This is a genomic window from Mammaliicoccus fleurettii (assembly GCF_003970575.1).
Lineage (GTDB): Bacteria > Bacillota > Bacilli > Staphylococcales > Staphylococcaceae > Mammaliicoccus > Mammaliicoccus fleurettii.
In genome coordinates, this window is record NZ_RXWZ01000022.1 from 1 (window position 1) to 24,351 (window position 24,351).

Annotated in this window: 23 protein-coding genes; 6 read left to right on the forward strand and 17 right to left on the reverse strand. The window is 31.3% G+C overall.

Features of this window, described 5'->3' with window-relative positions; translation table 11 throughout:
* Nucleotides 1-167 precede the first annotated feature (167 nt).
* Entirely contained in the window at nucleotides 168-1,460 is a 1,293-nt protein-coding gene (locus tag CD129_RS01205; protein ID WP_107509176.1) for a PTS sugar transporter subunit IIC, read from the forward strand.
* A 281-nt stretch (nucleotides 1,461-1,741) separates the two neighbouring features.
* Here the strand turns inward: CD129_RS01205 and CD129_RS01210 are convergent, their stop codons facing one another.
* Both CD129_RS01210 and CD129_RS01215 read right to left on the reverse strand, forming a co-directional pair.
* Complete coding sequence (locus tag CD129_RS01210; protein ID WP_078357061.1) at nucleotides 1,742-2,224, reverse strand: DUF456 domain-containing protein; 483 nt, start codon at nucleotides 2,222-2,224, stop codon at nucleotides 1,742-1,744.
* A 10-nt stretch (nucleotides 2,225-2,234) separates the two neighbouring features.
* Nucleotides 2,235-3,446 carry a sugar efflux transporter gene (locus CD129_RS01215; RefSeq protein ID WP_078357062.1) on the reverse strand — a complete coding sequence of 404 codons (1,212 nt, stop codon included), beginning with the start codon at nucleotides 3,444-3,446 and terminating at the stop codon, nucleotides 2,235-2,237.
* Between the two features lie 134 nt (nucleotides 3,447-3,580).
* Here CD129_RS01215 and CD129_RS01220 point away from each other — a divergent pair, with 134 nt between their 5' ends.
* Nucleotides 3,581-4,228 carry an MOSC domain-containing protein gene (locus CD129_RS01220; RefSeq protein WP_115337148.1) on the forward strand — a complete coding sequence of 216 codons (648 nt, stop codon included), beginning with the start codon at nucleotides 3,581-3,583 and terminating at the stop codon, nucleotides 4,226-4,228.
* Between the two features lie 336 nt (nucleotides 4,229-4,564).
* On the opposite strand, the gene CD129_RS01225 is transcribed toward CD129_RS01220, so the two are convergent.
* Complete coding sequence (locus CD129_RS01225; protein ID WP_078357064.1) at nucleotides 4,565-5,440, reverse strand: LysR family transcriptional regulator; 876 nt, start codon at nucleotides 5,438-5,440, stop codon at nucleotides 4,565-4,567.
* A 160-nt stretch (nucleotides 5,441-5,600) separates the two neighbouring features.
* Here CD129_RS01225 and CD129_RS01230 point away from each other — a divergent pair, with 160 nt between their 5' ends.
* Entirely contained in the window at nucleotides 5,601-6,422 is an 822-nt protein-coding gene (locus CD129_RS01230) for an undecaprenyl-diphosphate phosphatase (RefSeq protein ID WP_115337147.1), read from the forward strand.
* Nucleotides 6,423-6,503: 81 nt separating this feature from the next.
* On the opposite strand, the gene CD129_RS01235 is transcribed toward CD129_RS01230, so the two are convergent.
* From CD129_RS01235 to CD129_RS01245, 3 genes are all read right to left on the reverse strand, one after another.
* Nucleotides 6,504-7,043, reverse strand: coding sequence for a ribonuclease FAU-1 family protein (locus CD129_RS01235; protein WP_078357066.1), 540 nt, complete (start codon nucleotides 7,041-7,043; stop codon nucleotides 6,504-6,506).
* 203 nt (nucleotides 7,044-7,246) lie between these two features.
* The gene (locus tag CD129_RS01240) at nucleotides 7,247-9,130 is read right to left on the reverse strand and encodes a DHA2 family efflux MFS transporter permease subunit (protein WP_115337146.1); all 1,884 of its coding nucleotides are present in this window, start codon (nucleotides 9,128-9,130) and stop codon (nucleotides 7,247-7,249) included.
* Between the two features lie 12 nt (nucleotides 9,131-9,142).
* Complete coding sequence (locus CD129_RS01245) at nucleotides 9,143-9,790, reverse strand: HlyD family secretion protein (protein WP_078357068.1); 648 nt, start codon at nucleotides 9,788-9,790, stop codon at nucleotides 9,143-9,145.
* A gap of 209 nt (nucleotides 9,791-9,999) precedes the next feature.
* On the opposite strand from CD129_RS01245, the gene CD129_RS01250 reads away from it, so the two are divergent.
* Entirely contained in the window at nucleotides 10,000-10,551 is a 552-nt protein-coding gene (locus CD129_RS01250; RefSeq protein WP_115337145.1) for a TetR/AcrR family transcriptional regulator, read from the forward strand.
* Nucleotides 10,552-10,865: 314 nt separating this feature from the next.
* On the opposite strand, the gene CD129_RS01255 is transcribed toward CD129_RS01250, so the two are convergent.
* Complete coding sequence (locus CD129_RS01255; protein WP_078357070.1) at nucleotides 10,866-12,383, reverse strand: phospholipase D-like domain-containing protein; 1,518 nt, start codon at nucleotides 12,381-12,383, stop codon at nucleotides 10,866-10,868.
* A 128-nt stretch (nucleotides 12,384-12,511) separates the two neighbouring features.
* Here CD129_RS01255 and CD129_RS01260 point away from each other — a divergent pair, with 128 nt between their 5' ends.
* A complete protein-coding gene (locus CD129_RS01260) occupies nucleotides 12,512-13,621 on the forward strand; it encodes a 5-methyltetrahydropteroyltriglutamate--homocysteine S-methyltransferase (RefSeq protein ID WP_107509173.1) in 1,110 nt (369 codons plus the stop codon).
* Between the two features lie 64 nt (nucleotides 13,622-13,685).
* On the opposite strand, the gene CD129_RS01265 is transcribed toward CD129_RS01260, so the two are convergent.
* The 3 genes from CD129_RS01265 to CD129_RS01275 all read right to left on the reverse strand — a co-directional run bounded on the left by CD129_RS01265 (nucleotide 13,686) and on the right by CD129_RS01275 (nucleotide 15,678).
* Complete coding sequence (locus tag CD129_RS01265; RefSeq protein ID WP_107509172.1) at nucleotides 13,686-14,168, reverse strand: cupin domain-containing protein; 483 nt, start codon at nucleotides 14,166-14,168, stop codon at nucleotides 13,686-13,688.
* Between the two features lie 12 nt (nucleotides 14,169-14,180).
* Nucleotides 14,181-14,894, reverse strand: a complete 714-nt coding sequence (locus tag CD129_RS01270) for a YebC/PmpR family DNA-binding transcriptional regulator (protein ID WP_078357073.1) — start codon at nucleotides 14,892-14,894, stop codon at nucleotides 14,181-14,183.
* Between the two features lie 136 nt (nucleotides 14,895-15,030).
* Nucleotides 15,031-15,678 (reverse strand): Bax inhibitor-1/YccA family protein, encoded by a 648-nt coding sequence (locus tag CD129_RS01275; RefSeq protein ID WP_078357074.1) that lies wholly within the window; start codon nucleotides 15,676-15,678, stop codon nucleotides 15,031-15,033.
* A 318-nt stretch (nucleotides 15,679-15,996) separates the two neighbouring features.
* Here CD129_RS01275 and CD129_RS01280 point away from each other — a divergent pair, with 318 nt between their 5' ends.
* Complete coding sequence (locus CD129_RS01280; protein ID WP_078357075.1) at nucleotides 15,997-16,809, forward strand: LysM peptidoglycan-binding domain-containing protein; 813 nt, start codon at nucleotides 15,997-15,999, stop codon at nucleotides 16,807-16,809.
* Between the two features lie 217 nt (nucleotides 16,810-17,026).
* Here CD129_RS01280 and CD129_RS01285 read toward each other — a convergent pair whose 3' ends face one another.
* The 7 genes from CD129_RS01285 to CD129_RS01315 all read right to left on the reverse strand — a co-directional run bounded on the left by CD129_RS01285 (nucleotide 17,027) and on the right by CD129_RS01315 (nucleotide 24,269).
* Complete coding sequence (locus CD129_RS01285; protein WP_078357076.1) at nucleotides 17,027-18,025, reverse strand: inorganic phosphate transporter; 999 nt, start codon at nucleotides 18,023-18,025, stop codon at nucleotides 17,027-17,029.
* Nucleotides 18,026-18,038: 13 nt separating this feature from the next.
* The gene (locus tag CD129_RS01290; protein ID WP_078357077.1) at nucleotides 18,039-18,656 is read right to left on the reverse strand and encodes a DUF47 domain-containing protein; all 618 of its coding nucleotides are present in this window, start codon (nucleotides 18,654-18,656) and stop codon (nucleotides 18,039-18,041) included.
* 195 nt (nucleotides 18,657-18,851) lie between these two features.
* Nucleotides 18,852-20,786: an ABC transporter permease gene (locus CD129_RS01295; protein WP_115337144.1), complete on the reverse strand. Its 1,935-nt coding sequence runs from the start codon at nucleotides 20,784-20,786 to the stop codon at nucleotides 18,852-18,854.
* Nucleotides 20,776-21,537 (reverse strand): ABC transporter ATP-binding protein, encoded by a 762-nt coding sequence (locus CD129_RS01300; protein WP_107509170.1) that lies wholly within the window; start codon nucleotides 21,535-21,537, stop codon nucleotides 20,776-20,778. The genes CD129_RS01295 and CD129_RS01300 overlap by 11 nt, the downstream gene beginning before the upstream one ends.
* A 49-nt stretch (nucleotides 21,538-21,586) precedes the next feature.
* Nucleotides 21,587-22,648 carry a sensor histidine kinase gene (locus CD129_RS01305; protein WP_115337143.1) on the reverse strand — a complete coding sequence of 354 codons (1,062 nt, stop codon included), beginning with the start codon at nucleotides 22,646-22,648 and terminating at the stop codon, nucleotides 21,587-21,589.
* A gap of 1 nt (nucleotide 22,649) precedes the next feature.
* Nucleotides 22,650-23,333: a response regulator transcription factor gene (locus CD129_RS01310; protein ID WP_107509168.1), complete on the reverse strand. Its 684-nt coding sequence runs from the start codon at nucleotides 23,331-23,333 to the stop codon at nucleotides 22,650-22,652.
* A 12-nt stretch (nucleotides 23,334-23,345) separates the two neighbouring features.
* Nucleotides 23,346-24,269: an NAD-dependent epimerase/dehydratase family protein gene (locus CD129_RS01315; RefSeq protein WP_107509167.1), complete on the reverse strand. Its 924-nt coding sequence runs from the start codon at nucleotides 24,267-24,269 to the stop codon at nucleotides 23,346-23,348.
* Nucleotides 24,270-24,351 lie beyond the last annotated feature (82 nt).

Consider the following 24,351-nt stretch of genomic DNA (forward strand, 5'->3'; position numbering starts at 1 on the left):
AAATCCTCAGATTCTTTAGATTTTCCAGGATACAAAGATATACCTAAACGCCTCATAGAAATCACTTCCATTCGTAATATATTTATTTTTATATTATTTTGAATATTTAATCTATTTAGTTTATACTATAACAAAATCGAAGCGCTTACAAACAAAGGGGGAATTTTATGAATAACTTTGCTACTTGGATAGAAGGAAAACTTTCTGGTCCAATGACAAAGCTTTCAAATCAACGTCATTTACTCGCTATACGTGACGGGGTTATTTCGGCACTCCCATTCATTATTTTCGGTTCATTCTTTTTAATATTTGCAACTCCACCGTTACCTGAATCATGGGCAGTAACTCAGTGGGCAACTGAACATGCAGAACAAATTTTAATTCCTTATAGAATGACCATGTTCATTATGAGTTTATACATTGTCTTTGGGATAGGTTACAATCTCGCAAAGTCCTATGATTTAGATCCATTGTCAGCAGCACAGCTTTCTACAGCAGCATTTTTATTAACTATTGCGCCAACAATGGATAAAGAATTAGGATTCGTCTTACCAATGACCAACTTAGGTGGCCATGGATTATTCGTCGCGATGTTTGTAGCAATTTTTTCAGTAGAAACATACAGATTGTGTAAAAATAAAAACATCACCATTAAAATGCCACCTCAAGTACCGCCATCCGTTAGTCGCTCTTTTGAGTCGTTAATACCAGTAGTCATCGTACTCGGTGCAATGAGTGTGATTACAGTTGTATTTCAACTCGATTTACATACACTTGTAGATAAAATTGTAGGGCCTCTCGTATTTGCAGGTGATACATTACCTGGTGTATTAGTACCAGTATTCTTAACAACATTCTTTTGGGCATTTGGTATTCACGGTATGTCAATTGTAGGTACGATTGAACGTCCGTTGTGGGAAGTATATTTAGCTAAAAACGCAGAAGCACATGCAGCAGGAGAACCATTACCACATATAGCACCAGAAACATTCTTCCAGTGGTTTGTATGGATTGGAGGAGCAGGAGCAACATTAGGACTTGTTATATGTATATTATTATTTGCGAAATCTCAGTTCTTGAAAAAATTTGGTAAAGCCGTTTCTATACCATCTTTATTTAATATAAACGAACCCGTAATATTTGGATTGCCAATAGTACTAAACCCAATAATGGTTATTCCATTTATCATAATCCCTATCGTTTTAACCATCATAACTTATTTCGCAACATTACTCGGACTCGTCAATGCAACAAGCGTAATGGCACCATGGACACTGCCAGCTCCAATCGGTGCATACTTAGCAACAGGAGGAGACTGGCGAGCAATCGTACTCGTCCTAATTAATATAACAGTATCCGTAATAATTTATTTCCCATTCTTTAAAATGTACGATCGCAAAATGGTACTAGAAGAAAGCGGAGAAACTAAAGAAGAAATAGAACATGATATGGAAAAATAGTAAATAGTAAGAACAGAGCAAACACCTGGAATCCTGGTGTTTGCTCTGTTCTTTATGTATGATTCTTAGGTTGCGTTTCTTAGATTGCGCTAACTGGCAGAATTCTGAATTGTGCTCCTTAGCGACTAATTCTTACGGACATTTCTCGGAATTATGTCCCTTACATCACCTCTTACGGACATTTCTCTGAATTTTGTCCCTAAAAAATAATCCTTCAACTTAAATATAACTATTAAAAATCCCCCGATTTGTTGGCATTCCAACGAATCGGGGGATTCTCTTTAAAAGATTATATCAATAAAGAACCATACAACCATAACGAGCATGATTAAGGCTTTGGCTATAGAACTGGTTAAGAAACCAAGTAATGAACCGATACTTGCATTCGTAGCTGCTGAAATATCATTTTTTTGAATCATCTCAGTAACAAATACTAATACGAAAGGTACGATGATGATACCAAATGGTGGAAACACGAAACAACCTATTATTACACCGACTGCTGCCATTGTTTCTCCTAGTTTAGATCCACCGAATTTCTTAACGAAATAGCTATTCATTATGATATCTGAAAGTATCATAAATATAGTAAGTACTACCATTACAGTCCAGAAGATCCACGATAATTTACTTGAATCAATTGCAAAATGATATATAAAATAGCCTACCCATAAAAATAGTACTGATGGAATAATTGGTTTGATTAAACCAACAAAGGCAATTACAAACATTAGTATAATTAATATCCAACTTATTGCTGTCATTATTTTACTCCTAACTTGTTTTAACGTTATTATGTGTTACATGTTCTACTGTAAAAATTAATAATATAAATGCTAATCCTATTGATAAACTTGAAACGAAGAACACATTTCCTAGACCTACTATATCACTCATCACACCACCGAGTAAATTTCCGCCTAGCTGACCTATTACCATAGCGTTAGCAAACAATGTTGATGCATATCCAGGAAACTCTGGTAAAATGTCTTGGAAATAACTGATTCCTAATCCAAGTAAAATTGCTAAGAAAAATGCTAATGCTAATTGACCAATTAACATTGCTTGGAAACTATCAAACACACCTATACTAAAGTAATAACCGAATCCGAATATTGCTCCGACCATAAGTAGTGTCTTAGTTTTAAATTTACTTGCTATAATACCTAATATAATCATGAAAGGTACTTCTAAACCTGCACATAGACTTGCTAAATACCCTACATGCGACTCATCATCTTTCAAATATTCCGTTACATATAAAGGCATATTTAAAGTATACATCCATTGTCCAACATGTAATAAAATAAATGCTAAAAATGGTATCAATAATGTAGGTTCTTTTACTAAGTTTGGAGCTTTCTTTTCAGGAAAGTTTCCAATTGCATTATTGATAATTTTCTTAGGTTCTTTATAAAAAATAATTAATAAAACTAAAACTGTTAAAAATAATGTCATCGTTCCACCAAATAAACCATCATACCCAAATATGCTAAGTAATAATGTTCCGATTAATGGACCAAATAAAAACCCTAATGAAAATGTAGAACGTAGAACAGTATTGGCAAATATACTTCTATCTTTATAAGCAGATTCATTTATAGATTCACGTGCTGAGGCATACATTTGAGGCATTGCAGGTGCAGCAAGCCCTTGAAACATCGCATATAAAGCGATGAACAGCCATATAGTATGTATGTAGAAATAAATCGAGAAACATAACGCCCCCATTATTAAAGCGGTGATGATGAGATATTTACGATTAATTTTTCCACTATCAGAGAATCTTGCAACAATAGAGTTCACAGTAAATGATGCACTAGCTGCAAGCGCCATTAATAAACCGTACTGTCCTTTAGACATCCCTAATTGCTGAGTCGCATACAATACTAAAAAAGGAACCGTTATAGCAATAGCCATTCCTAATAAGCCCATATTAACTGTAAAGAGCTTATAATTTTTTATTTGAAATAATTTCAAAAACATGAATTCACAACTTCCTATATTTTTATTATATGTTTGTACTTTAATGCTAAACACCTATTACGTCAACGCTTAATTGATATATTTATCACAAACATGTAAAATCATTACTAAATATAATTAAAGGGGATATTGTAGTGGAATACAAAGTGAACTATATTTCAATTGGAAAAGTCGAAGATGTGACTTTTAACAATCAAAAGACTAAAAAAACTGCTATTTTTAAAGAACCCTTCGAAAGTAAAATGTATCTTTCAAAAACAGGATTCGTTGAAGATCAACAACAATATAAAGGTCATGGTGGTCCAGAAAAAGCTATTTGTTTTTACAGTAAAGATAACTATGCCTATTGGAATGACATTATAGATCGACTACCCAAATATGCGATTTTTGGTGAAAATATTACAGTGTCTGGCTTAACCGAAAAAGATTTAAATATTGGAGATACTTATCAACTTGGTGAAGCCATCATTCAAGTTTCTTGTCCAAGACAACCTTGTGCTACAATCGCTTTAAGATATGGAATAAAAGATTTAGTCAAACGTATGGCAGACAATTTAAAAACAGGATGCTATTTTCGAGTAATCAAAGAAGGCGATGTATCCCAGAATGATAACATGAAATTATTAAATACATGTAAACCACAACTTTCCATTTATGAGCTTAATGAAACACGTTATAAAGATAGTAGCAATCGTGAGCGCATAGAATATATATTAAATCACAAAGGTATCAATGAAGAAACACGTGATATTTTCAATAAATTACATAAGCGCCTTTCATAAACACGAAGGCTTCAGATATAAATAGGCTGAGACAAATTAATTGTCTCAGCCTTTCTTTGTATAGTGTTGATTTTGAGTTAATCTACAATTTACGCCATCTCTTCGATTAACTTCTGACTTAATCTACAACTTTACCAATCTCTTCGATTAACTTTCGACTTAATCTACAACTTACGCCATCTCTTCGATTAACTCCTGACTTAATCTACAACTTAACCGATCTCTTAGATTAACTGCCGACTTAATCTACAACTTAACCAATCTCTTCGATTAACTGCCGACTTAATCTACAACTTAACCAATCTCTTCGATTAATTCAAAAAAACCTTTAATCCGTTATTTCTTACCTATTTCAAGTTGATTAATATAATTTTTCAGTACTTCAATGAATGATTTAACTTGTGGTAACTGTAAGACATTATGTTCATAACAAATATAAGTTGATCGTGTAAGTGGTTTACGCATAACATTTAACTTCTTGATTTCAAATTTATCTGTATCTATGTCACCTATTACCAATTCTGGCAATACTGTTACGCCTACTCCATTTAATAAGAGTTCTTTGCATGTAGCAATTTGGTCTACTTTAATTAGTGCGTGGTATTCTTGTTGTAAATAATCGGAATACCACTCTTCAATTTGTTTTAAGTAAATTGGTTCTGCTTGAAACTCAATCATTGGTAATAGATGTAAATCCTGTTTTTTACTTTTAGGATAAATAAAATAATGTTGTTCATTTAGTAAAAGGTCATTTTGAACATTCATCACTTCGTTTCCTCTAACTACCATGATGTGAAAGTCATTTTGATATTGTTTTATATGTTCACTAGAGCCAATTTGTAATTGTATATCTACATTTGGATATAAATGCGTATATTCCCCCATAACTTGTGGAAGAATTGTTTGCCCAATCAACGAAGAAACACCTATTGAAATGCTTCCGTTTACTTCTCCTAATTTCGAACTAATTTTATCTAATAGTAAACGTTCTTCTTTCAACATTTTTCTTGCATGTTCTATGACTAAGGATCCTTCATTAGTTGTAATAAGCTGCTTTTTTGTTCTTATAAAAATGTCTATACCAAAAAAGGTTTCTATAGATTTCAATCTCTGACTGACTGCTGGCTGCGATATGTAGAGAATGTCTGCAGCTTTTCGCAAAGTCTTTACATCTTCTAATGTTACTAATAACTTATAATCATCTACTTTCAAATGACACACTCCTTACTTTCATTTTATTATACCATGATTTAATTCAAGCACCACGACTACAACTTTAGACCGAAATATTAATTTTTTTAATTCTAAAATTGAAACTCTAATTATAATTCGTTATAGTTGAGAATGTACATAAAATAGGAAGGATAAAATCATGAACTTTTTAGAAATTATAAAATATATATTCCTTGGCTTACTTCAAGGAATAACAGAACCCATACCCATTTCTTCAAGCGGACACTTAGTAATGGCACAAGAATTTTTAGGATTACATACTGAAGGATTAACATTTGAAATTGTAGTTAATACCGCTTCATTGATTGCTGTACTTATATTATTCCGCAAAGACATTATCGAATTAATTGTCGACACATTAAAATATATTAAAGGCAATCGTACTGAAACTGTTAAAAAGAATTTTCAACTTGCTATGTATTTAGTAATTGCCACTATACCAGCTGGTGTATTAGGCATTATCTTTAAGGATATAATTGGTGATACTAAAAGTGTAATCATGGTAGGATTTATGCTTATCGTAACAGGTATTGCCTTATGGTTTATTAAAAATAAACGTGGCCAAAAATTAGAAGGTGATTTAACGCTTAAAGATGCCATAATTGTAGGTTTATTCCAAGCTGTTGCTTTAATACCTGGAATTAGTCGTAGTGGTGCCACTATCGTTGGTGCTTTAGGTGTTGGGATGAATCAAAAAACAGCGTTTAAATTCTCATTCTTACTTTATATACCTGTAAGTCTTGGGACGGCTTTACTTGGCGTTAAAGATATTATTGAAACACCTCCAGATACATCACTAATGATTTCATATGCATTTGCATTTGTAGCTTCACTTGTAGCGAGTTATTTCTCATTGAAATGGTTACAAGGTATTATGGAACGTGGTCAACTCGGCATCTTTAGTAAATATTGTTTCGTTGTCGGACCAGTTGCAATAATATTAGCATTAATATTATTATAAAAATTAAAAAACGGGGATTGCCATTAATAAAAGGCATCCTCGTTTTTATTTATAGATATATCCAATTAAATAGTTGTTTCATTACTTTGCGTTCATAATTTCATGAAAACAATATCTGATTCTCTTTTCAATTCCTTTGAAGTCAGTTTCTAATTTAAACATAATCTCATGTGCCGTTACATATGCTTTATGAAATTGAGCTTTAGATATTTTTTTCTCTTTTAGCATTCTTTCTAAATCATCTTCATCAACAAGTTCATATTCACCTGTCTTCGGTATTACTAACACATCCAAACATAAATCTAGCGTTCTAGCATTACCGAGTTGAGTGATATTCCTCAAATTCACATCAAAATAGTATTGTACTGGTCTGTTTTGTTTGTCATACATTACAGTTATACTATACGGCTTTTTCTCTGGCAAGATCTGCATCCATTTATAACCATTATCCGCAGCTGTAATTTCTTTCCCTACAACATTAACCTTTAAAGGTTCCTTCACCTGTACCATTGTAACTAAGCCAACAAGTCCTTTAAAGTGATTCGTATCCAGTACAACTTCTTTATATTCGCGATTAAGGAGACGTCGCCAATGACGTTTGTCAATATACTTAACTTTCACAAGTTACCAACTCCTTTTTTACATTATATAAAAAACTCGCCCCGATTCAAAGCATTCAAGATAGGTTTTCTAAATTAAATTTTTATTTATAAAAAAATACTACAAGAAACATGATGTTTACTTGTAGTATTTTAACAATTAATTTTTAATATATAATTTAAAAATACAAAGCCAATTTATATTTTTAATTCTAGAAATCATTGCTATTCCTTAGATAAATAATGAGATTTACCTTTTAAGAATAAACTTAAGATTAATGCAATAACACTAAATAATGTAGCAATCCAGAAAGCATCGTTGATACCTTGTACAGTTGCTAATTTATTTAAATATTCGATAAGTACAGATTTACCAGCATCATCTCCACCAACTGAATCAGAAAGTGCTTTAACTTGTTCTTGAATCATAGGATTAGTTGAGTCTAAGTTATCTGACATGTTAGCTAAATGAGAAGTCGTATTTTGAGTCATAACTGTTACAAGTATTGCTGTACCAATTGACCCTGCTAGTTGTCTAACAGTATTACTTATTGCATTACCATGCGGAATAAGTCTTTGAGGCAATGAATTCATACCTGCAGTCATAATCGGCATCATTATAAAACTCATACCGAATGAACGTACGATATATATAACTAATATTGTTGTATATGGTGTATCCATATTTAATTGTGTCAGTTCCCAAGTTGCTATTGTCATTATTGTTAAACCAATTAAAGCTAATGGTTTAATACCAAATGAGTCTAACATTTTACCAGCAATTGGACCCATGAATCCCATAATAAGTGATCCTGGTAATAATAATAGACCTGAATCTAAAGGAGAAAAGCCACGTAAATTTTGTAAGTATATAGGTAATAAAATCATACCACCAAATAAACTCATCGTTACAATCACATTGATTAATGTTGTCAATGTAAACCCTGAATATTTCAGTGCAGACATATCAAGCATTGGATTTTTCATTCTAACTTCACGAACAACAAATAATATTGTAAAGATTAGACCGATAACTAATGATAAAGAAACTGTTAATGAAGTCCAACCATCGTTACCCGCTTCACTAAATCCGTATAATAGTAAACCAAAGCCGAGTGTACTGAATACAATACCTGGCACATCAGGTTTAGGATTAGATGTTTGTTGATAAATCTTGAACCAGAAGAAACTAATGATTATAGATACTAATCCGATAGCAAACATACCATAGAACATTATGTTCCAATGATAGTTCTGAACGATCCAACCTGATAACGTTGGACCAATTGCAGGTGCTAAAATAAACGCGATACCTAAAGTACCCATTGCAGCACCACGTTTTTCTGGTGGGAAAATTGTCATAAATACATTTGAACCTAATGGCATTAATATACCAGCACCAATTGCTTGAACGACACGACCTGTCATCATCATTGGGAAGTTAAATGAAATGGCACATACTATTGACCCAATCGTAAATAGAACCATTGCGATAAGGAATAATTTTCTATATGAATACTTACTAATTAAGAATGCACTTATAGGAATTAAAATACCATTTACAAGCATGAACCCTGTCATTAACCATTGACCAGTAGATGCAGAAATACTAAATTCATTATTAATTACAGGCAAAGCTACGTTTAATAATGTTTGGTTTAGTATTGCGATAAACATACCAAACATCATCGCAACTAAAATTTTATTTCTTGAAATGCCTTTACCGTATACGAAGTTAACATGATTTTTCTTAATTTGTTCATTAATTGGTTCATCATCTTTTAATTCCATACCACGGTCTGATAAATCTTCATGTTCTTCATTAGAATCATTTTGTTCATCAGTTTTCATATCGTTAGAAGTCGTTTTCTCCGTCTCTGTTTTAGCCGGTTCATTATCTTCTTCCATCTTTTCAATATGAGTGTGTTTGTTTTTATCGATGTTGTCTTCATCTTTTGATTTCAATTGAGTTTCATCATTCACTTTTGAATTATCTGAAACATCTTTAGCAACTGATTTGCTTTTTTTTCGTTTTACTACAAATGCATTAATTCCAACCCATAAAAGGATTGCAATAATTATATAAGCCACCGTAAAGGTTGATGTCATAATACACCCTCCTTAATTCTTATGGATTCGAACTTCAACATTCATTCCTGGAACAACATTTGTTGATGGCTTAGAATCAAATGTGATTTTCACTGGAACAACTTGTGTCACCTTTGTATAGTTTCCATTACTATTTGATGAAGGCATCATTGAGAAACTTGATGCTGTTGCTAATCCAACTTGAGACACTTTACCTTTAACACTAGCTTCTTGGCCATCAATATAAACGTCAACAGCCTGTCCTTTTTCTACATCTTCAACGTCTGTATCATCAATATTTGCTGTAACATATAAATCATCAAAATTATATGCATATGCAATTGGTGATCCTGCTTGAACTAAACTATCTTCTGTTGCAGAAGTTTTAACGATAGTACTTTTTGAAGGTGCTTTAATGTCCATAGTTTGAGATTGTCCATCTTCACCTTTACCAGAAACTTCTCCTAGTTTATCGCCTTTACCGTACTCTTTACCTTCTTCAGCATCGAAGCTGTCCAAGTTACCTGAAACTGGGCTAGCAATCTTAATTTGCTCACCGTCTACTTTTGCATTTTCTGTCTTTACATAATCTGTTGCTTCACTATAATAATGGAATCCTACTAGTCCGATTGCTACTAAAATTACTATAGTGATAACATTTACAAGCACTATTTTTTTCATTACTCTATTTCCTCCATATTTCAATGATTTGTTTATTATACGTCTCTATGAAAATAAATTAAACCAACAAATTCCAAAAATTTGTCGGGTTAAAATGACAGAAAAGTTAGATAAATATTCATAATATATTCATATTTAAAAGGAATATTAATGTATATTTTCGTCTCTTTTTGTTAAAATATAAGTTATGTAATTATTCGAGGTGAAATATGAAAAAACATGCAAGGCAATTAATCACGAGTAATATGGTTTACTTATTAGAACATTATCATTTTGAAGAAATAACAATAAAAATGTTGTGTGCAGAATGTGGTATTAACCGTTCTACTTTTTATGCACATTTTAAAGATAAATATGAAACTTACGAAGAAATAAAAAGATTCCATATGATGAATTATGAAACTTTAATGGATAATATAGAACGCTCTATTATAGACAATCCTGATGACAGAAGAAAATACGTAAAACAATATTTTACAAATGTATTTTATTATATTGCTAAACATCAAAGATTTTTTACAAGTGTATTTGTTACACATCCTGAGCGAGAACTAATTATTAATTTTATTTCACTCTTAAAAACTAGATTTGCTAAGTTGATTCATAGTCTTGGTACACTAGAAGAGGTAAACTACTTTCTTGATTACACAGTCGGCGGACAAATAGCTTCTATATATAGCTGGTTGAAAAATGGTTGTGAAGAAACACCAGAAAAGATGGCCGATATTATGTATCGTAATATTATTAAAATCAATAGATAATAAAAAAGAGTAGAAATTCATTGTTAAAATTGAATTTCTGCTCTTTTTTGTTATAAAATCATTTACACTTCTTCCCACTTGTGTGAATATGGATGTCCTTGCTCACACTTCTTTCAACTTTTGTAAATATGGGTGTCCTTACTTACACTTCTCTCGACTTGTGTGAATATGGCTGTCCTTGCTTACACTTCTCTCGACTTGTGTGAATATGGCTACCCTTGCTCACACTTCTTTCAACTTTTGTAAATATGGCTATCCTTGCTCACACTTCTTTCAACTTTTGTAAATATAGATGTCTTCTATCTTTCCAACTATTAAAAACTAGATAATCCAGTTTTTTCTTGAATTCTATACAATACTCTCTTCCACAATGATTCATCTTTAAATTCATCATATTGTGCTGTGATTGTGTATTTTTTATTATCCCATGCTTTATTAAAGTTTTGAGATAGTTTCGTAAATGCTTCGTCATCTTGTTTACCTTTAATTATGATGTCTGTTTCTAAGTTATAATCTTCTATATTTCTACGTGTTAGATTAGATGATCCTAAAATCATCGCAGCATTCTTGTTTTCATGTTGTTCAAACAATAAATATTTTGAATGAAATTGCTCGCCATTACTTAATGCCCATTTTACTTTAATATTCCCTTTTGAACGATTTACTAATTCACTTGCTACAGGTTTATTTGGTACGCCTGGTTTTTCTTTGCCAAAAGCTTCTTTATTAATATCTAAAATAAGCTTTATTTGCACATTTCTTTTTGATGCTTTAATAAGTTCGTTGATTACATCTCTATCGGATAAATAAAACATGCCTATCGAAATTCGATCTTTAGATTGTGATTTTTTTATATTTTTAAGAATTTGTTCTTTAATTTTTCCTTCAGTAGCTAGTTGCACTGAGTATGTTGCATCATCACGCCAACTATTATTGTTAATCTTAAAGTCACTCGCTGAATATTGTGCACCGCTCATATTTGCTACGGCTATTTCGGATTTAATGATTGCATTTTGAATGGGTCCTGTTACTCTTACACCAACATTTTGATGATATCCACTCGGATCATGTGGATTACTTGATAAGACCATACCGTGCTTTTCAGTTACAAGTGTCTTTCTATGGTTTGCTTTCATATTTAGTATTTTTAAATAGCCTCTTACTGTAACATCAGGACCTTCACTGCTTAAAGGATTATTTAATTTACCATTTTCACTATTTCCAAACCATTGAAAGAACGTTCTATAAGTTCCTGAATAGATTGGATTAGAATCCCTCAATTTACTTAGATCAGTGTAATGGACATCTATGTTGTTTGCTTTTAAAGCCTTAATATTTCTCGGTGTATAAGAACCATAGAATGAATTAATCGGATCCGTAATGACAATAATTCTAATATTTGGATTCTCTTTCTTTTTAGCAATGAGTGATTGAGTTAATCGATGCGTTATATTTGGATATGTTTTATCTCCAGTTTTGTAATTATTAAATAAAAACATGTCCATAATAATAAAGTCATTAGCTTCATTTATTGTTTCATTAACTTTATCAAATATTTCATGTTCATAATGCATTTTATTACCAGATTTATAAGTGACATCTGTTAATAATTCAACATGATTCGTTTTAGTTTCAGAACTTATTTTGGAAACTCCGTGAGGTAAATTTTTAAACACATGAAAAATACTTACGACAATAACAAGCACCACTAATAAGCATACAATCCATAATAAATGCTTTTTTTGAAATTTATTTTTCTTTTTATTATTTTTCTTTTTTCTTTTTACTGAATTACTTTTTTTCTTTTGACTTTTCTTTATTTTATTAGCCAAGTGTTTAATTCACCCCTTTTACTTTGATTATACCAAAATTCAATTGACACCGATGTATTACTTTGTTAATTTTAATTAATATCAAATTTTTCAGAATTTTTAGAGTATATACATAGGAGTGAAGTAAATTGACAGAACCATTAAGACCTTTCCGTGCTGATCATGTAGGCAGTTTATTAAGAACAGAACCATTAAAAAAAGCACGTCAACAATATTCAGAAGGTGAAATTCCGGGAACTGAATTAAAAAAAGTTGAAGACCAAGAAATTGATAAAATCATCGAAAAACAATTAGAAGTCGGATTAAAAAGTATAACTGACGGAGAGTTCCGTCGTTCTTACTGGCATTTTGATTTCTTAGAGAATTTAACAGGTATTGAAGATTACGAACCAGAAATCGGGCTAACTTTTAATGGTGTAGAAACTAAAAAGCATGATGTAAAAGTTGTAGGTAAAGTGAAATTTAATCCAGAGCACCCACACTTTGAACATTTTGATTATTTACACAAAAAAGTAAATGGTAGAGCTGCAAGCAAAGTTTCTATTCCAAGTCCTAATCAATTATTCCATCCAAACATTTTAAATCAGGAAATTTATCCAGATATTTATGAATATGCTAAAGATGTATCAGAAGCTTATCGCCAATCTATACTTAAGTTCTATGACCTAGGCTGCCGTTATTTACAAATTGACGATGTATATTGGGCTGGGTTAGCTGCAACAACACAACTAATTAAGAATAGAGAACGTACTGCTGAAGAAAAAGAAGAAGCTATTAAACTAGCAGCAAAAGTAGTCAATGATGCATTAGCAGACTTGCCGGAAGATTTACTTATCACAACTCATATTTGTCGTGGTAACTATCAATCATCGTGGGCAATAACAGGTGGTTACGAGCCAATCGCTAAAGATTTATTCACTGAGAAATTACAAGGTTTCTTCCTAGAATATGACGATAACCGCTCTGGTGACTTTGAACCATTAAGACATTTCAATAGAGATGATGCTTATATCGTTTTAGGTCTTTTCACTTCTAAGACAGGCGAATTAGAAAATAAGCAAAATATTTTAGACAGATTAGATGAAGCTACTAAATATGTTTCAAAAGAACAATTATGTTTGAGTCCACAATGTGGATTCGCTTCAACAGAAGAAGGTAATATCCTTTCTGAAGAAGATCAATGGAAAAAATTATCTTACGTTATTGAAACTGCAAAAGAAGTATATGGAGAACTATAATAATCATAAAAACGTCCAATTCGTATTATTCGAATTGGACGTTTTTCATTTTATTAATAATAGATTACTTAATAGATTCAAATGCATATTTTTTAATCGCTTCTTCATGTTGTGGATACTGTTCTAACAATTCATCTTGTGTGAAAAGTTCGAATTTCTCAAACTGAAAGCCTGGTGAACACATACACCCTACTAGTGCATAGTCATTGTCTCCTTCAACTGTTGAAGCGAATATAACACCTTTAGGTACTAACGCTTGCAATACATCACCTTTATCAACATGAGGTCCGACGTTAACTTGTTCATACTTTCCATCTGGATGTATCATATGCACTGTCAACGTTTGACCTGCATGATAATACCACACTTCATCTGATTGTATTCTGTGAAAATGAGATATATTGTTCTTTTCTAATAAGAAGTAAATACTTGTATATAAAGCGTTATGATCACTTAGTGTTTGTTCTGATTTAATGACTTCTTTATAATATCCACCTTCAGGATGAGGCATTAAATCAAGCATATTAATCCATTTTTCTTTATTCATAAGCACTCCTTATTATAAATCTACATTATGAAATACTTGTTGAACATCTTCTAAATCTTCAATAGCATCTACTAACTTTTCAAAAGTATCTTGATCTTCTTCTGATAAAGTTACTTCCGATTGAGCTAGCATTGATAGTTCAGCAACTTCAAAATCTTCTACGCCATTTTCTTTAAGAACATTTTGAACTTGTGAAAATTGATCAGGTTCTGCATAAACAATTGTTAACTCTTCTTCTTCAACAACATCTCTTACATCTAAATCTTCTTCTAATAAAAGTTCAAAAATTTCATCAACAGATTTTCCTTTAAATGCAAATACAGCAGTATGATTAAACATGTATGCAACTGATCCAGATACACCCATATTGCCGCCATTTTTACCGAATGCTGCACGAACATCACTAGCTGTACGGTTTACATTATTAGTTAATGCATCAACAATTAGCATTGAACCACTTGGCCCAAAACCTTCATATCTTAGCTCATCATAATTTTCTTCTGATCCACCTTTAGCTTTTTCTATGGCTTTATCAATAATATGTTTTGGAACAGAATAAGTTTTAGCTTTTTCTAATACAAATTTAAGATTTTGGTTTGATTCAGGATCTGGTTCACCTGATTTAGCAGCTACATAAATTTCACGGCCAAATTTAGCATAAATTCTACTTGTATTTTTATCTTTTTGGGCTTTTTTATCTTTAATATTATTCCATTTACGTCCCATAATTCCATCTCTCTTTCAAAGTGAGTTATTTAACATACTTATTATACAATATTGATCTAATCTGGCAAAGTTTACAGGTCAAAAAATAATAAGCGACTGAGACATTTAATTTGTTTCAGCCGCTTTAGTAACTATTTTAATCTTTAATAATACTTGCGAGTCTTAATATGTGCATAATGATATTAAGAAGATTGATAAATAAATTGAATCCCATTTCCCTTGGAGAAAAATTGCCTAACTTCATACGGTTAAAGTCGTAAACAGTATATAGTAAGAATAAACCTATACCAATTACTGATAATACTGTATGAAAAATTGGGTTATTCAAAAATAAACCTAAAAGACTCGCAAAAATAAGTGCAATTAATGTAACGAATAAATATTTACCTAAACCTGATGCATCATCAATCATAAAATAACCTAAAATTCCGAATGCTGCGAATGCACCAATAGCTAATGCAATATTTCCATAAAATGCTTGAGTTCCTAATGTGCCTAAATAATACATAAAGGAAGTATATGAAATAATACCTATTAAGAAAGCAAAGACATTTGATATAAGACCGCTAAATTTTCTAGATGATTTTACAAATAGTGTGAGCATTATAAGTACAAATAATCCTATCGTTATTGGAAGATGTAATGCCGGTGGTACAAATTGACCTAAATAAGTTCCAATACCAAAAATCACCCAATAGTATAAGAAATATAGCCAAGTTTTTCTAATTGCTGAACCATGTGTGTCATCAGCTTGATATGATCCATAATTATGTTCATAACTCATCCATAATCATTCCTTTTTTATAAGTAATACCAACATTTTACATGTTATAACGCTATATATCAATTGTGAGGTCTCTACATAATTGTAACATTTAGTTCACATACATAATTTACCATATTACATTTGGATACGCTCACAACACGTTTTAGTGAGTTAAATTTTTATTATAAAAGCGTGTTCTAATTATTGTGTTTTTATTACAAAGTGATTACAGACAGTACATGTAATGTTATTTTTGTTACCATTAAATCTATCGAAGGATTTATATATATTAGTATTCTGTTTTTATATTTTTTAGATAACGAGGAGGATAAGCCTTTGAAAAAATTTGCATTCGCAGTAACAGCAGTTTCAGGTGTTGCAGCTATAGCAGCTCACAACGATGCAGAAGCATCAACTCAACACACTGTAAAAAATGGTGAATCTTTATGGATTATTGCAGACGAATATGGTGTGTCTGTTGATCAACTGAAATCTAGTAACAATATTTCAGGAAACATGATTTTCCCAGGACAAGTCATTACTGTAAACGGAAGTAGTTCAGCTGGAGGAAGTGGCTCTCAAGAAAGTACAGCAACTTCAGGTTCTACATACACAGTTAAAAATGGTGATTCATTAGATGTAATCGCTCAACAACACGGTGTTTCAGTTGACCAACTTATGAAATCAAATAATTTAAAAGGTTATATTATCTATCCAGGTCAAAACTTAAAAATTGCTGGTGGAAGTGGTAGCGATACAGCAACTGCCCCATCTAACAATACACAACCATCTCAAACTGGTGGTAGCCAATCGTTCAATGACCAAAACTTATATGACTGGGGACAATGTACATATTACGTATTTGACCGTAGATCACAAGCTGGTAGTGCAATTAGCACTTACTGGGGAGATGCAAAATATTGGGCTGGCGCTGCACAAGCTGACGGGTTCCGTGTAGATAGCACACCTGCAGTTGGTTCAATTATGCAATCTACAACTGGACAATATGGTCACGTGTCATACGTTGAATCTATTAATTCAGATGGTAGTTTACTAGTTTCAGAAACTAACTACAATACAGCACCTGGTGTTACTGATTATAGAACAATACCAGCTTCTCAAGTATATAACTATTCATATATTCATTAATATTTAAAAAGCCAGTTCACATTGTGAACTGGCTTTTTTTGTTTGTATGTAGGTTAATAAAATGTACAGTGTACAGTGTACAGTGTACATTATCATATGGGTGAATCGCACGATATCTCAAAAGTCTTCGTGCGTTTTTACCGGATTTGACCTGAATTAAAATAGCAAAATGAGGCTGAGACAAATATATTGTCCCAGCCTCTTATCGTTTTATTTCTTATACAAATAACATACAAATATGATAAATAACAAACGCAAGTAAGATTGATACTGGTAACGTTATAATCCATGTAATAATCATTCTTTGTGCTGTTGTCCATTTCACACCTTTTACGCGCTGTGATGAACCTACACCTAATATAGATGAAGATACAACATGTGTAGTTGATACTGGTAAGTGAATGAAAGTAGCACCAAATATAATAAATGCTGATGATAAATCTGCTGCTACACCGTTAGCTGGACGTATTTTCATAATATTTCCACCAACAGTTTTAATTATTTTCCAACCACCTACTGCAGTTCCAAGCCCCATTGCAGTAGCACAACTTACTTTAACCCATAGCTCAATGTCTGTTGTTGATTGCATATTTGCTGAAATAAGCGCCATTGTAATAATACCCATTGCTTTTTGAGCATCATTTGTACCATGAGAAAATGCTTGTAAAGCTGCAGTACCAATTTGTATAAATCTAAAGTTTCTATTTGTTTTAGTCAAATTATTATTTTTAAACACTACTTTGAATATAGAATATACTGTAAAACCAACTATAAATGCTAATAGTGGTGATGCGATTAAAGCTAGTATAATTTTAGAAAATCCTTGGTAATGTAATACTCCAAATCCTGCAGATGCAATAGCCGCCCCTGCAATTGAACCTATTAATGCGTGTGAAGATGAACTTGGGATCCCGAAGTACCAAGTAATAAGATTCCATGCTATTGCCGAAATTAAAGCTGCTAATATCACAATTGAACCATTTTCTAATTTAAATGGATCTACAATATCTTTGGCAATTGTTTGAGCAACACCAGTAGCGACTAACGCACCGATAAAGTTCATAACCGCTGCTAATATAATTGCATGTCTTGGCTTTAGTGCTTTTGTAGATACTGCTGTTGCGATTGCATTGGCTGTGTCATGAAAACCATTAATAAAGTCAAAAAGTAATGCACATACAACAATAGCTACAGTAATAATGAGTAAACTATCCATTTTTTAAAACTCCTTAGCTATTTTTCATAATAATTTGTTCTAATTTGTTTGCTACTAATTGACATTTATCTGCTACATCTTCTAATGATTCATAAATATCTTTAATTTTAATTAATGTTACTGGATCTGTTTCACTGTTGAAAATGTATTTGATAGATTCTCTTAAAATAACATCACAATTCGTTTCATATTCTTTAATGTTGATTGAATGAACACGAATATGTGAGAATTTCTTTTCAGCTACTAAAGTTACAGCTATTTCAATTTCTTTGATTGCGGCTTGTATGTTCTTAACGAATTCTGCCATGTAGTCGTCTGAATAACTAATAGAGTACATTTCAAACATCGCTGAAGTTTCTTCCATTTCATCTAATACATCATCTAATGCATCACATAATTCTAAAATATCTTCTCTTTCTATCGGTGTAATGAATGTCTGATTCAAATCAGTGATCATTTGGTGCATAAGATCATCACCATTAGACTCATAGGCTTTTATTTTATCTGAATAAGCTTTTAAGTCGAACTCTGAGTCAAAATCCATTTCTCCAAATTCAACTGATGCGCGGCTTAAATTCTCAGCTATAGCTTCTAACTGAATACCAAACTTATCCTTTTTCTTATTAAACATTAGTAATCCTCCCAAAATTTACATCTTAATTTACGTAATTACTCTTTCATTGTACTCTTTCAAAATCAATTCGACCACTATTTATTAATTTAATTTTAATCTTTTATCTTATATGTAAACATTCTGTAACAGTTTATTTACACTGGTATTTTATAACATAAAAAAAGACTAATGGCAAGCATTAGTCTGATTTTTTTATAATACACGTTGTATAACTCGTTTAGAATGTACATAACCTAAGATAGCAAACAAAATATAAATTAAAGAATATAGAGACATTACTATAAGCACTGGTGTATAGAATGATTGCCCCATAAAGAACCATGCTGATTTAGCTGCAAAATAGCCATGACTTAAGCCAATTACTAATGGTAATGCAAAGTTAAACCCTATTTTCAACGCGATACCTTTAGACATATCTTGAGATGTATAACCTAATTTTCTTAAGATTATATAATTTGAAGTTTCATCCTCTGTTTCATCGATTTGCTTAATGTAAATGATACAACCAGTTGAAAGTAGAAATGCTATACCTAAGAACCCTAAAATGAATAGCATCACACCAATTCCACTTTTTGAATCTTTATATATTTTTTGATATGAAAGTGCAGTATCGTTATCATTTGTTTGTTTATCAAATATTTGTTCAGCTTTTTTGATATCTTTATCGTTACTCAAATTAAGTCCATATTGCTCATTATAATCATCATTTTTCACTTCATTTTGTTTCATTTGATCAAATGTATCATCTGAAACTACATAGATTGGTGAATTAAATGTGATGATAGAGGCTAGATAAGATTCTTTACTTATGGACTTCACTTTAAGTTGCTTAGTTTTATTATTCAATTTATATGACATATGTTCATCATCATTAACTTTAATCACTTTATCGAGAATATCACTATAACCTACTACAGCTACTTCATTATTTTTTAAATCTATATCTTTAAATTCTGAAGATTTTGCAACCGTTGCTGGAAAGTCAGATGATTTACCTGTCGTATCGTTAGCACCTGCAAACACTTTAGTATCATCAATTACATATCGTGTTACATTATAATTTTTCTCTTTAAATTGTATATTATTTTCATTTAGAGCTTTTTTAAATTGATTATTTGCATCTTTATTTACAAAAATATAATCATCTGGTGCTGTAGTTCTAGCTGTTTCTTCAATATTGTAATATGAGATATAGCTCAATGCTAATAGTCCGACCGCCATAGCTGAAACCGTTGCGATAATTGTTAGTGATAGTGCATTTGTTTTCATTTTATGCATGATTGATGACGTTGAAACGACATCTGTAACACTGAGCATACCTTTTTTATATTTGCGTATTGTATTGAATATGAGTGATATTGAACATCTAAACAATAGGTAAGCACCTACTATCGTTAAGAACAATACCGCCAACATGTTCACATAAAGTCCCATCATACCTTTTGTTCCGATTTGATCAAACATCACGCTAGATAAATAATATCCTCCGATAATCATTAAAATACCAATTGCTCCAAAAATTAATTCATAAAGTTTAATTCTTTTAATTTTTGTGTCTGTAGCATTAAATTCATTCATTAAGCTAAGAATTATTTTTCTTTTGATAAATATCATGTTTTGAAGAGAAATTATTAAATAAATGACAACCATTAATATAATGGTTTGGATAAAGGCTTCACCACTAAAGTTTAAATGTGCTTCTTGCTGAATGCCGATGATTTTATATAAAATCATTAATAATATTTTTGAAGTGAAGAAACCTAAAAACGAACCAAATACGACTGTTAACATATATAGTACAAAATTTTCTAAAGCAAATATTTTAAAAACTTCACGCTTTGTCATACCAATTAATTGATATAAGCCTATTTCTCTCGATCTTCTTTTAATAAATAATTTATTTGCATAAAGTAGGAATATAACGATAATCACCGTTAATATTGTTATACCAACTTTTATAGCCGCTTCTGGCTTAACACCTGATTGTACACCATTCAAATCTTCTGAATACTTTAACGTAACAAATCCAAAGAATAACATTACACTCATCGTTATTGAAAAGAGATACATTCCATAATGACGGATGTTACGTCTTAAATTTTTAATAACGATTTGATTAAAGCTCATTTACAACACCACCTAACACGCTTTGTGTTTTGATGATTTCTTTATAGAATGTCTCTCTATCATCGTCTCCTTTATAAAGTTCAGAATATACTTTTCCATCTTTCAAGAAAATAACTCTATTTGAATAACTAGCTGCTGCAGAATCATGTGTAACCATAATGATTGTAGATTGAGTTGATTGATTCATTTGATTTAATTTATTCAATAAATCAGATGCAGATTTAGAATCTAAAGCACCAGTCGGCTCATCTGCAAATATAATCGATGGTTGTCCTATAAATGCTCTTGCTGCAGATGTTCTTTGTTTTTGTCCACCAGAAATTTCACTTGGATATTTATCTTTGATATCTAATATACCTAACGCTTTACTGATTTCTTCGTATCTTATTTGTGCCTCTTTTTTTGATACTTTTTGAATCGTTAAAGGCAACATAATATTCTCTTGTACAGTGAGTGTATTTAATAAATTATACTCTTGAAATATAAAGCCTAATTCTTTTTTTCTGAAGTTAGACATTTGTCTATTATTCATGTTTTGTAATAGATGGCCATTTATTTCAATTTGACCTGTCGTAGCATAATCAATTGAACTTAAAACATTCAAAAGGGTCGTTTTACCAGAACCTGATGGCCCCATTATACTAATGAATTCACCTTTCTCTACAGTCATATCTATTTGTTTTAATACTTCTTGTTGATTTTTTTTAGAACCATACACTTTTACTAATTGTTCAGTTTTTAAAATACTCATCCTCAAAACTCCTTTGAAATTTGTCTATGATTCAATATTAAAGGCTTTTTTAATTAATCTCCTTTGAATCATCGTACATTTTGAGGTTTGAAGTGACATTATTGTCACTTGATTGTTCAAGAGCAGTAAAACAGTTAGGATGTGGGAAAATAAGTAACACAGTCGTACCTTCTCCATATGTAGATTTTATATTTACATTTATACTTAAACCTTCAGCAATTTCTCTAACCAAATAAAGTCCCATTCCTGTAGCAGTCGACTCTCTTTGATTTGTAGTTGAAGTAAATCCCCTTTCAAATACTCTTGGCAAATCTCGTGTTTTTATTCCTCTACCATTATCTTGGATTTTTAAATGCAATTGATTGTTTTGTTCATAAGTAGAAATAGTTATGTCACTATTTTTAGTATATTTCAACGCATTGCTAATCAGTTGTCTAATAATGGTACGACACCATTTTTCATCTGTATAAACTTTTTCGTCATCTATTTGAATATCATAGCCTATCCCTTTTGCAATACTAATATTTCGCGCATGTTGAATTTCTTTAATAATCATATCTTTTAATGAATAATGTCCAAAATAAAAATCATTACTCTTTGAAGATAATCTTCTAATATATAGCTGTTGATCGAGCAAATAGTCTATTCTACTCCACTCATATAATAAGTCTTGTTTTAATTTTGTTTCCTCTATTTGATCTAATAATAACTTCATTGCTGTAATAGGCGTTTTGACTTCATGTATCCAATCGAGTAAGTCATTTTTAGTAAGCTGAATTTCTTTATTTTGGTCATGTATAGTATGTCGTACACTTTCATCATAACTTTGAATATAGTCGAAAATTATTTTCTCATATGCCGATTGATTTAATGCTTTATGCTCAATTTCTTTTATAGGAATGTCATGCTTTAACGCCATATAAAATCGCGTTTCTCTTGTATAAATTAACCATAGAAATACAATAAAAATAATAAAATTGATACCTATTAAATACAATGCACTTCTTGTTGAAAATGCTACATCTAACCAACTTGTCAAAATTATAATAAGCTGCATAAGAATAAATAATAATATCCAAGTCCATTTTTCCTTAACAAACCATTTTATCATTTTATCCCTCCAGCTCATGCGCTATATAACCTTTGCCTACTTTCGTTTCTATCAAATCATTAAGTCCAATGTCTGTTAGTTTTTTCCTTAAACGATTCACATTAACAGTTAAAGTATTATCACTAACAAATTGTTCATCATCCCATAATGCTGTAATAATTGTATCTCTACTAACGACTTCATTCTTATGATTAAGCAATATTTCTAAAATAAACATTTCATTTTTAGTTAGAGAGATTTCATTATCATCTTTCTCTATAACATGTTTGCCATAATCTACTCGTGCTTTATTCCATAATTTAATTCTAGGTTCCTCTTTATTATATTGATAAACTCTTCTATAAATTGCCTGTAATTTAGCAACAAGTACTTCTGTATGAAATGGTTTTTGAATAAAATCATCTGCACCCAGTTCCATACTCATCACTTGATCCATTGGGTGATCTCTTGAAGAAAGAAACACGATAGGAATGTTAGATTGTTTTCTAATTGCTCGACACCAATAGAATCCATCATATTGTGGCAATTGAATATCGATGATAACCATATCAGGCTGTAATGCTTTATATTCTTCAAACACTAAGCCAAAATCATTTATACCATGTACGGACCAATCCCATTTTTCTAATTGGCTTTTCATAGCTTTAAATAAAGTTTCATCATCCTCAATAATTAATAGTTTCATATACTATCCCTCTTACTTTGTATATTTTTTTATTTCTCCAGCCGTTGTTCGTAACTGAAAGTCTTTTATTCTACAATCCACTTCAAAGCCTTTCATCGTAACATTATGAATAGGTGCTTGAGATAAATAATAAATACTCCATGGTATTCTTGGTATATAGTTATATAAATGTACGATGAATTCATTCGTCAGTCTTAGCTTTCTAAATTCCAATACACCATTGTCCTCATACAAATTGACTGCCAGTGCGCCTCCAACAACTTTAAACTGAATGAGATCCTCGTGAATACTTGGGGTAATTCGTTGTAATTTTAATAACGGATTACTTCTATGTTTAAAGTACACATTATACTTATCACCGATTAGTTCTGTAGTGACAAGGGTACCACTTGTTTCTTGTAACCATTCAAAGTAATATTTCACAACTTGTTCCATGTCCCATTCATATGGTATGGGCATTCTATCTACACTTCTTACATCATCAAATTTAGACTTTTGTAATTCTATAGAAACAGCTGGTCGTTTAATAGATTGCTCTGTAGCTTGAACTTCAATTCCTGTTGATTTTAATGTATCTATCGTTTCTTGATCAAATGGAGAACCGGTAATATAGATGATTTTCTTCACATTGTTTTCTTTACATGCTTTTGCCATATTATCACTAGCAAGTAAATTCAAATTCCGAGCTGTACTTTGTGTTAATTTTGCAGATTTTTTATTAGGATCTAAATAATAAATTGCAATGTCTATACCTTCCAAAGCATCAATCATATCCTTTAATACATAAATATCACATTTTCTCCAAGTGATATCCATGTCAATCATATCAGCTTCATACTTTGTAATCGTATATAGATTACCAACATCTTTTAATGTACTTATTAAATGCTTACCTATGTATCCTGAACCACCGGAAATTAATACATTCGCTTTCATTTTAAGCACTCCTTTGCATTCGGACTTTATATATGTGTTATAATATTTATAACTTGTTGCATATTTACAATAAATATAACAT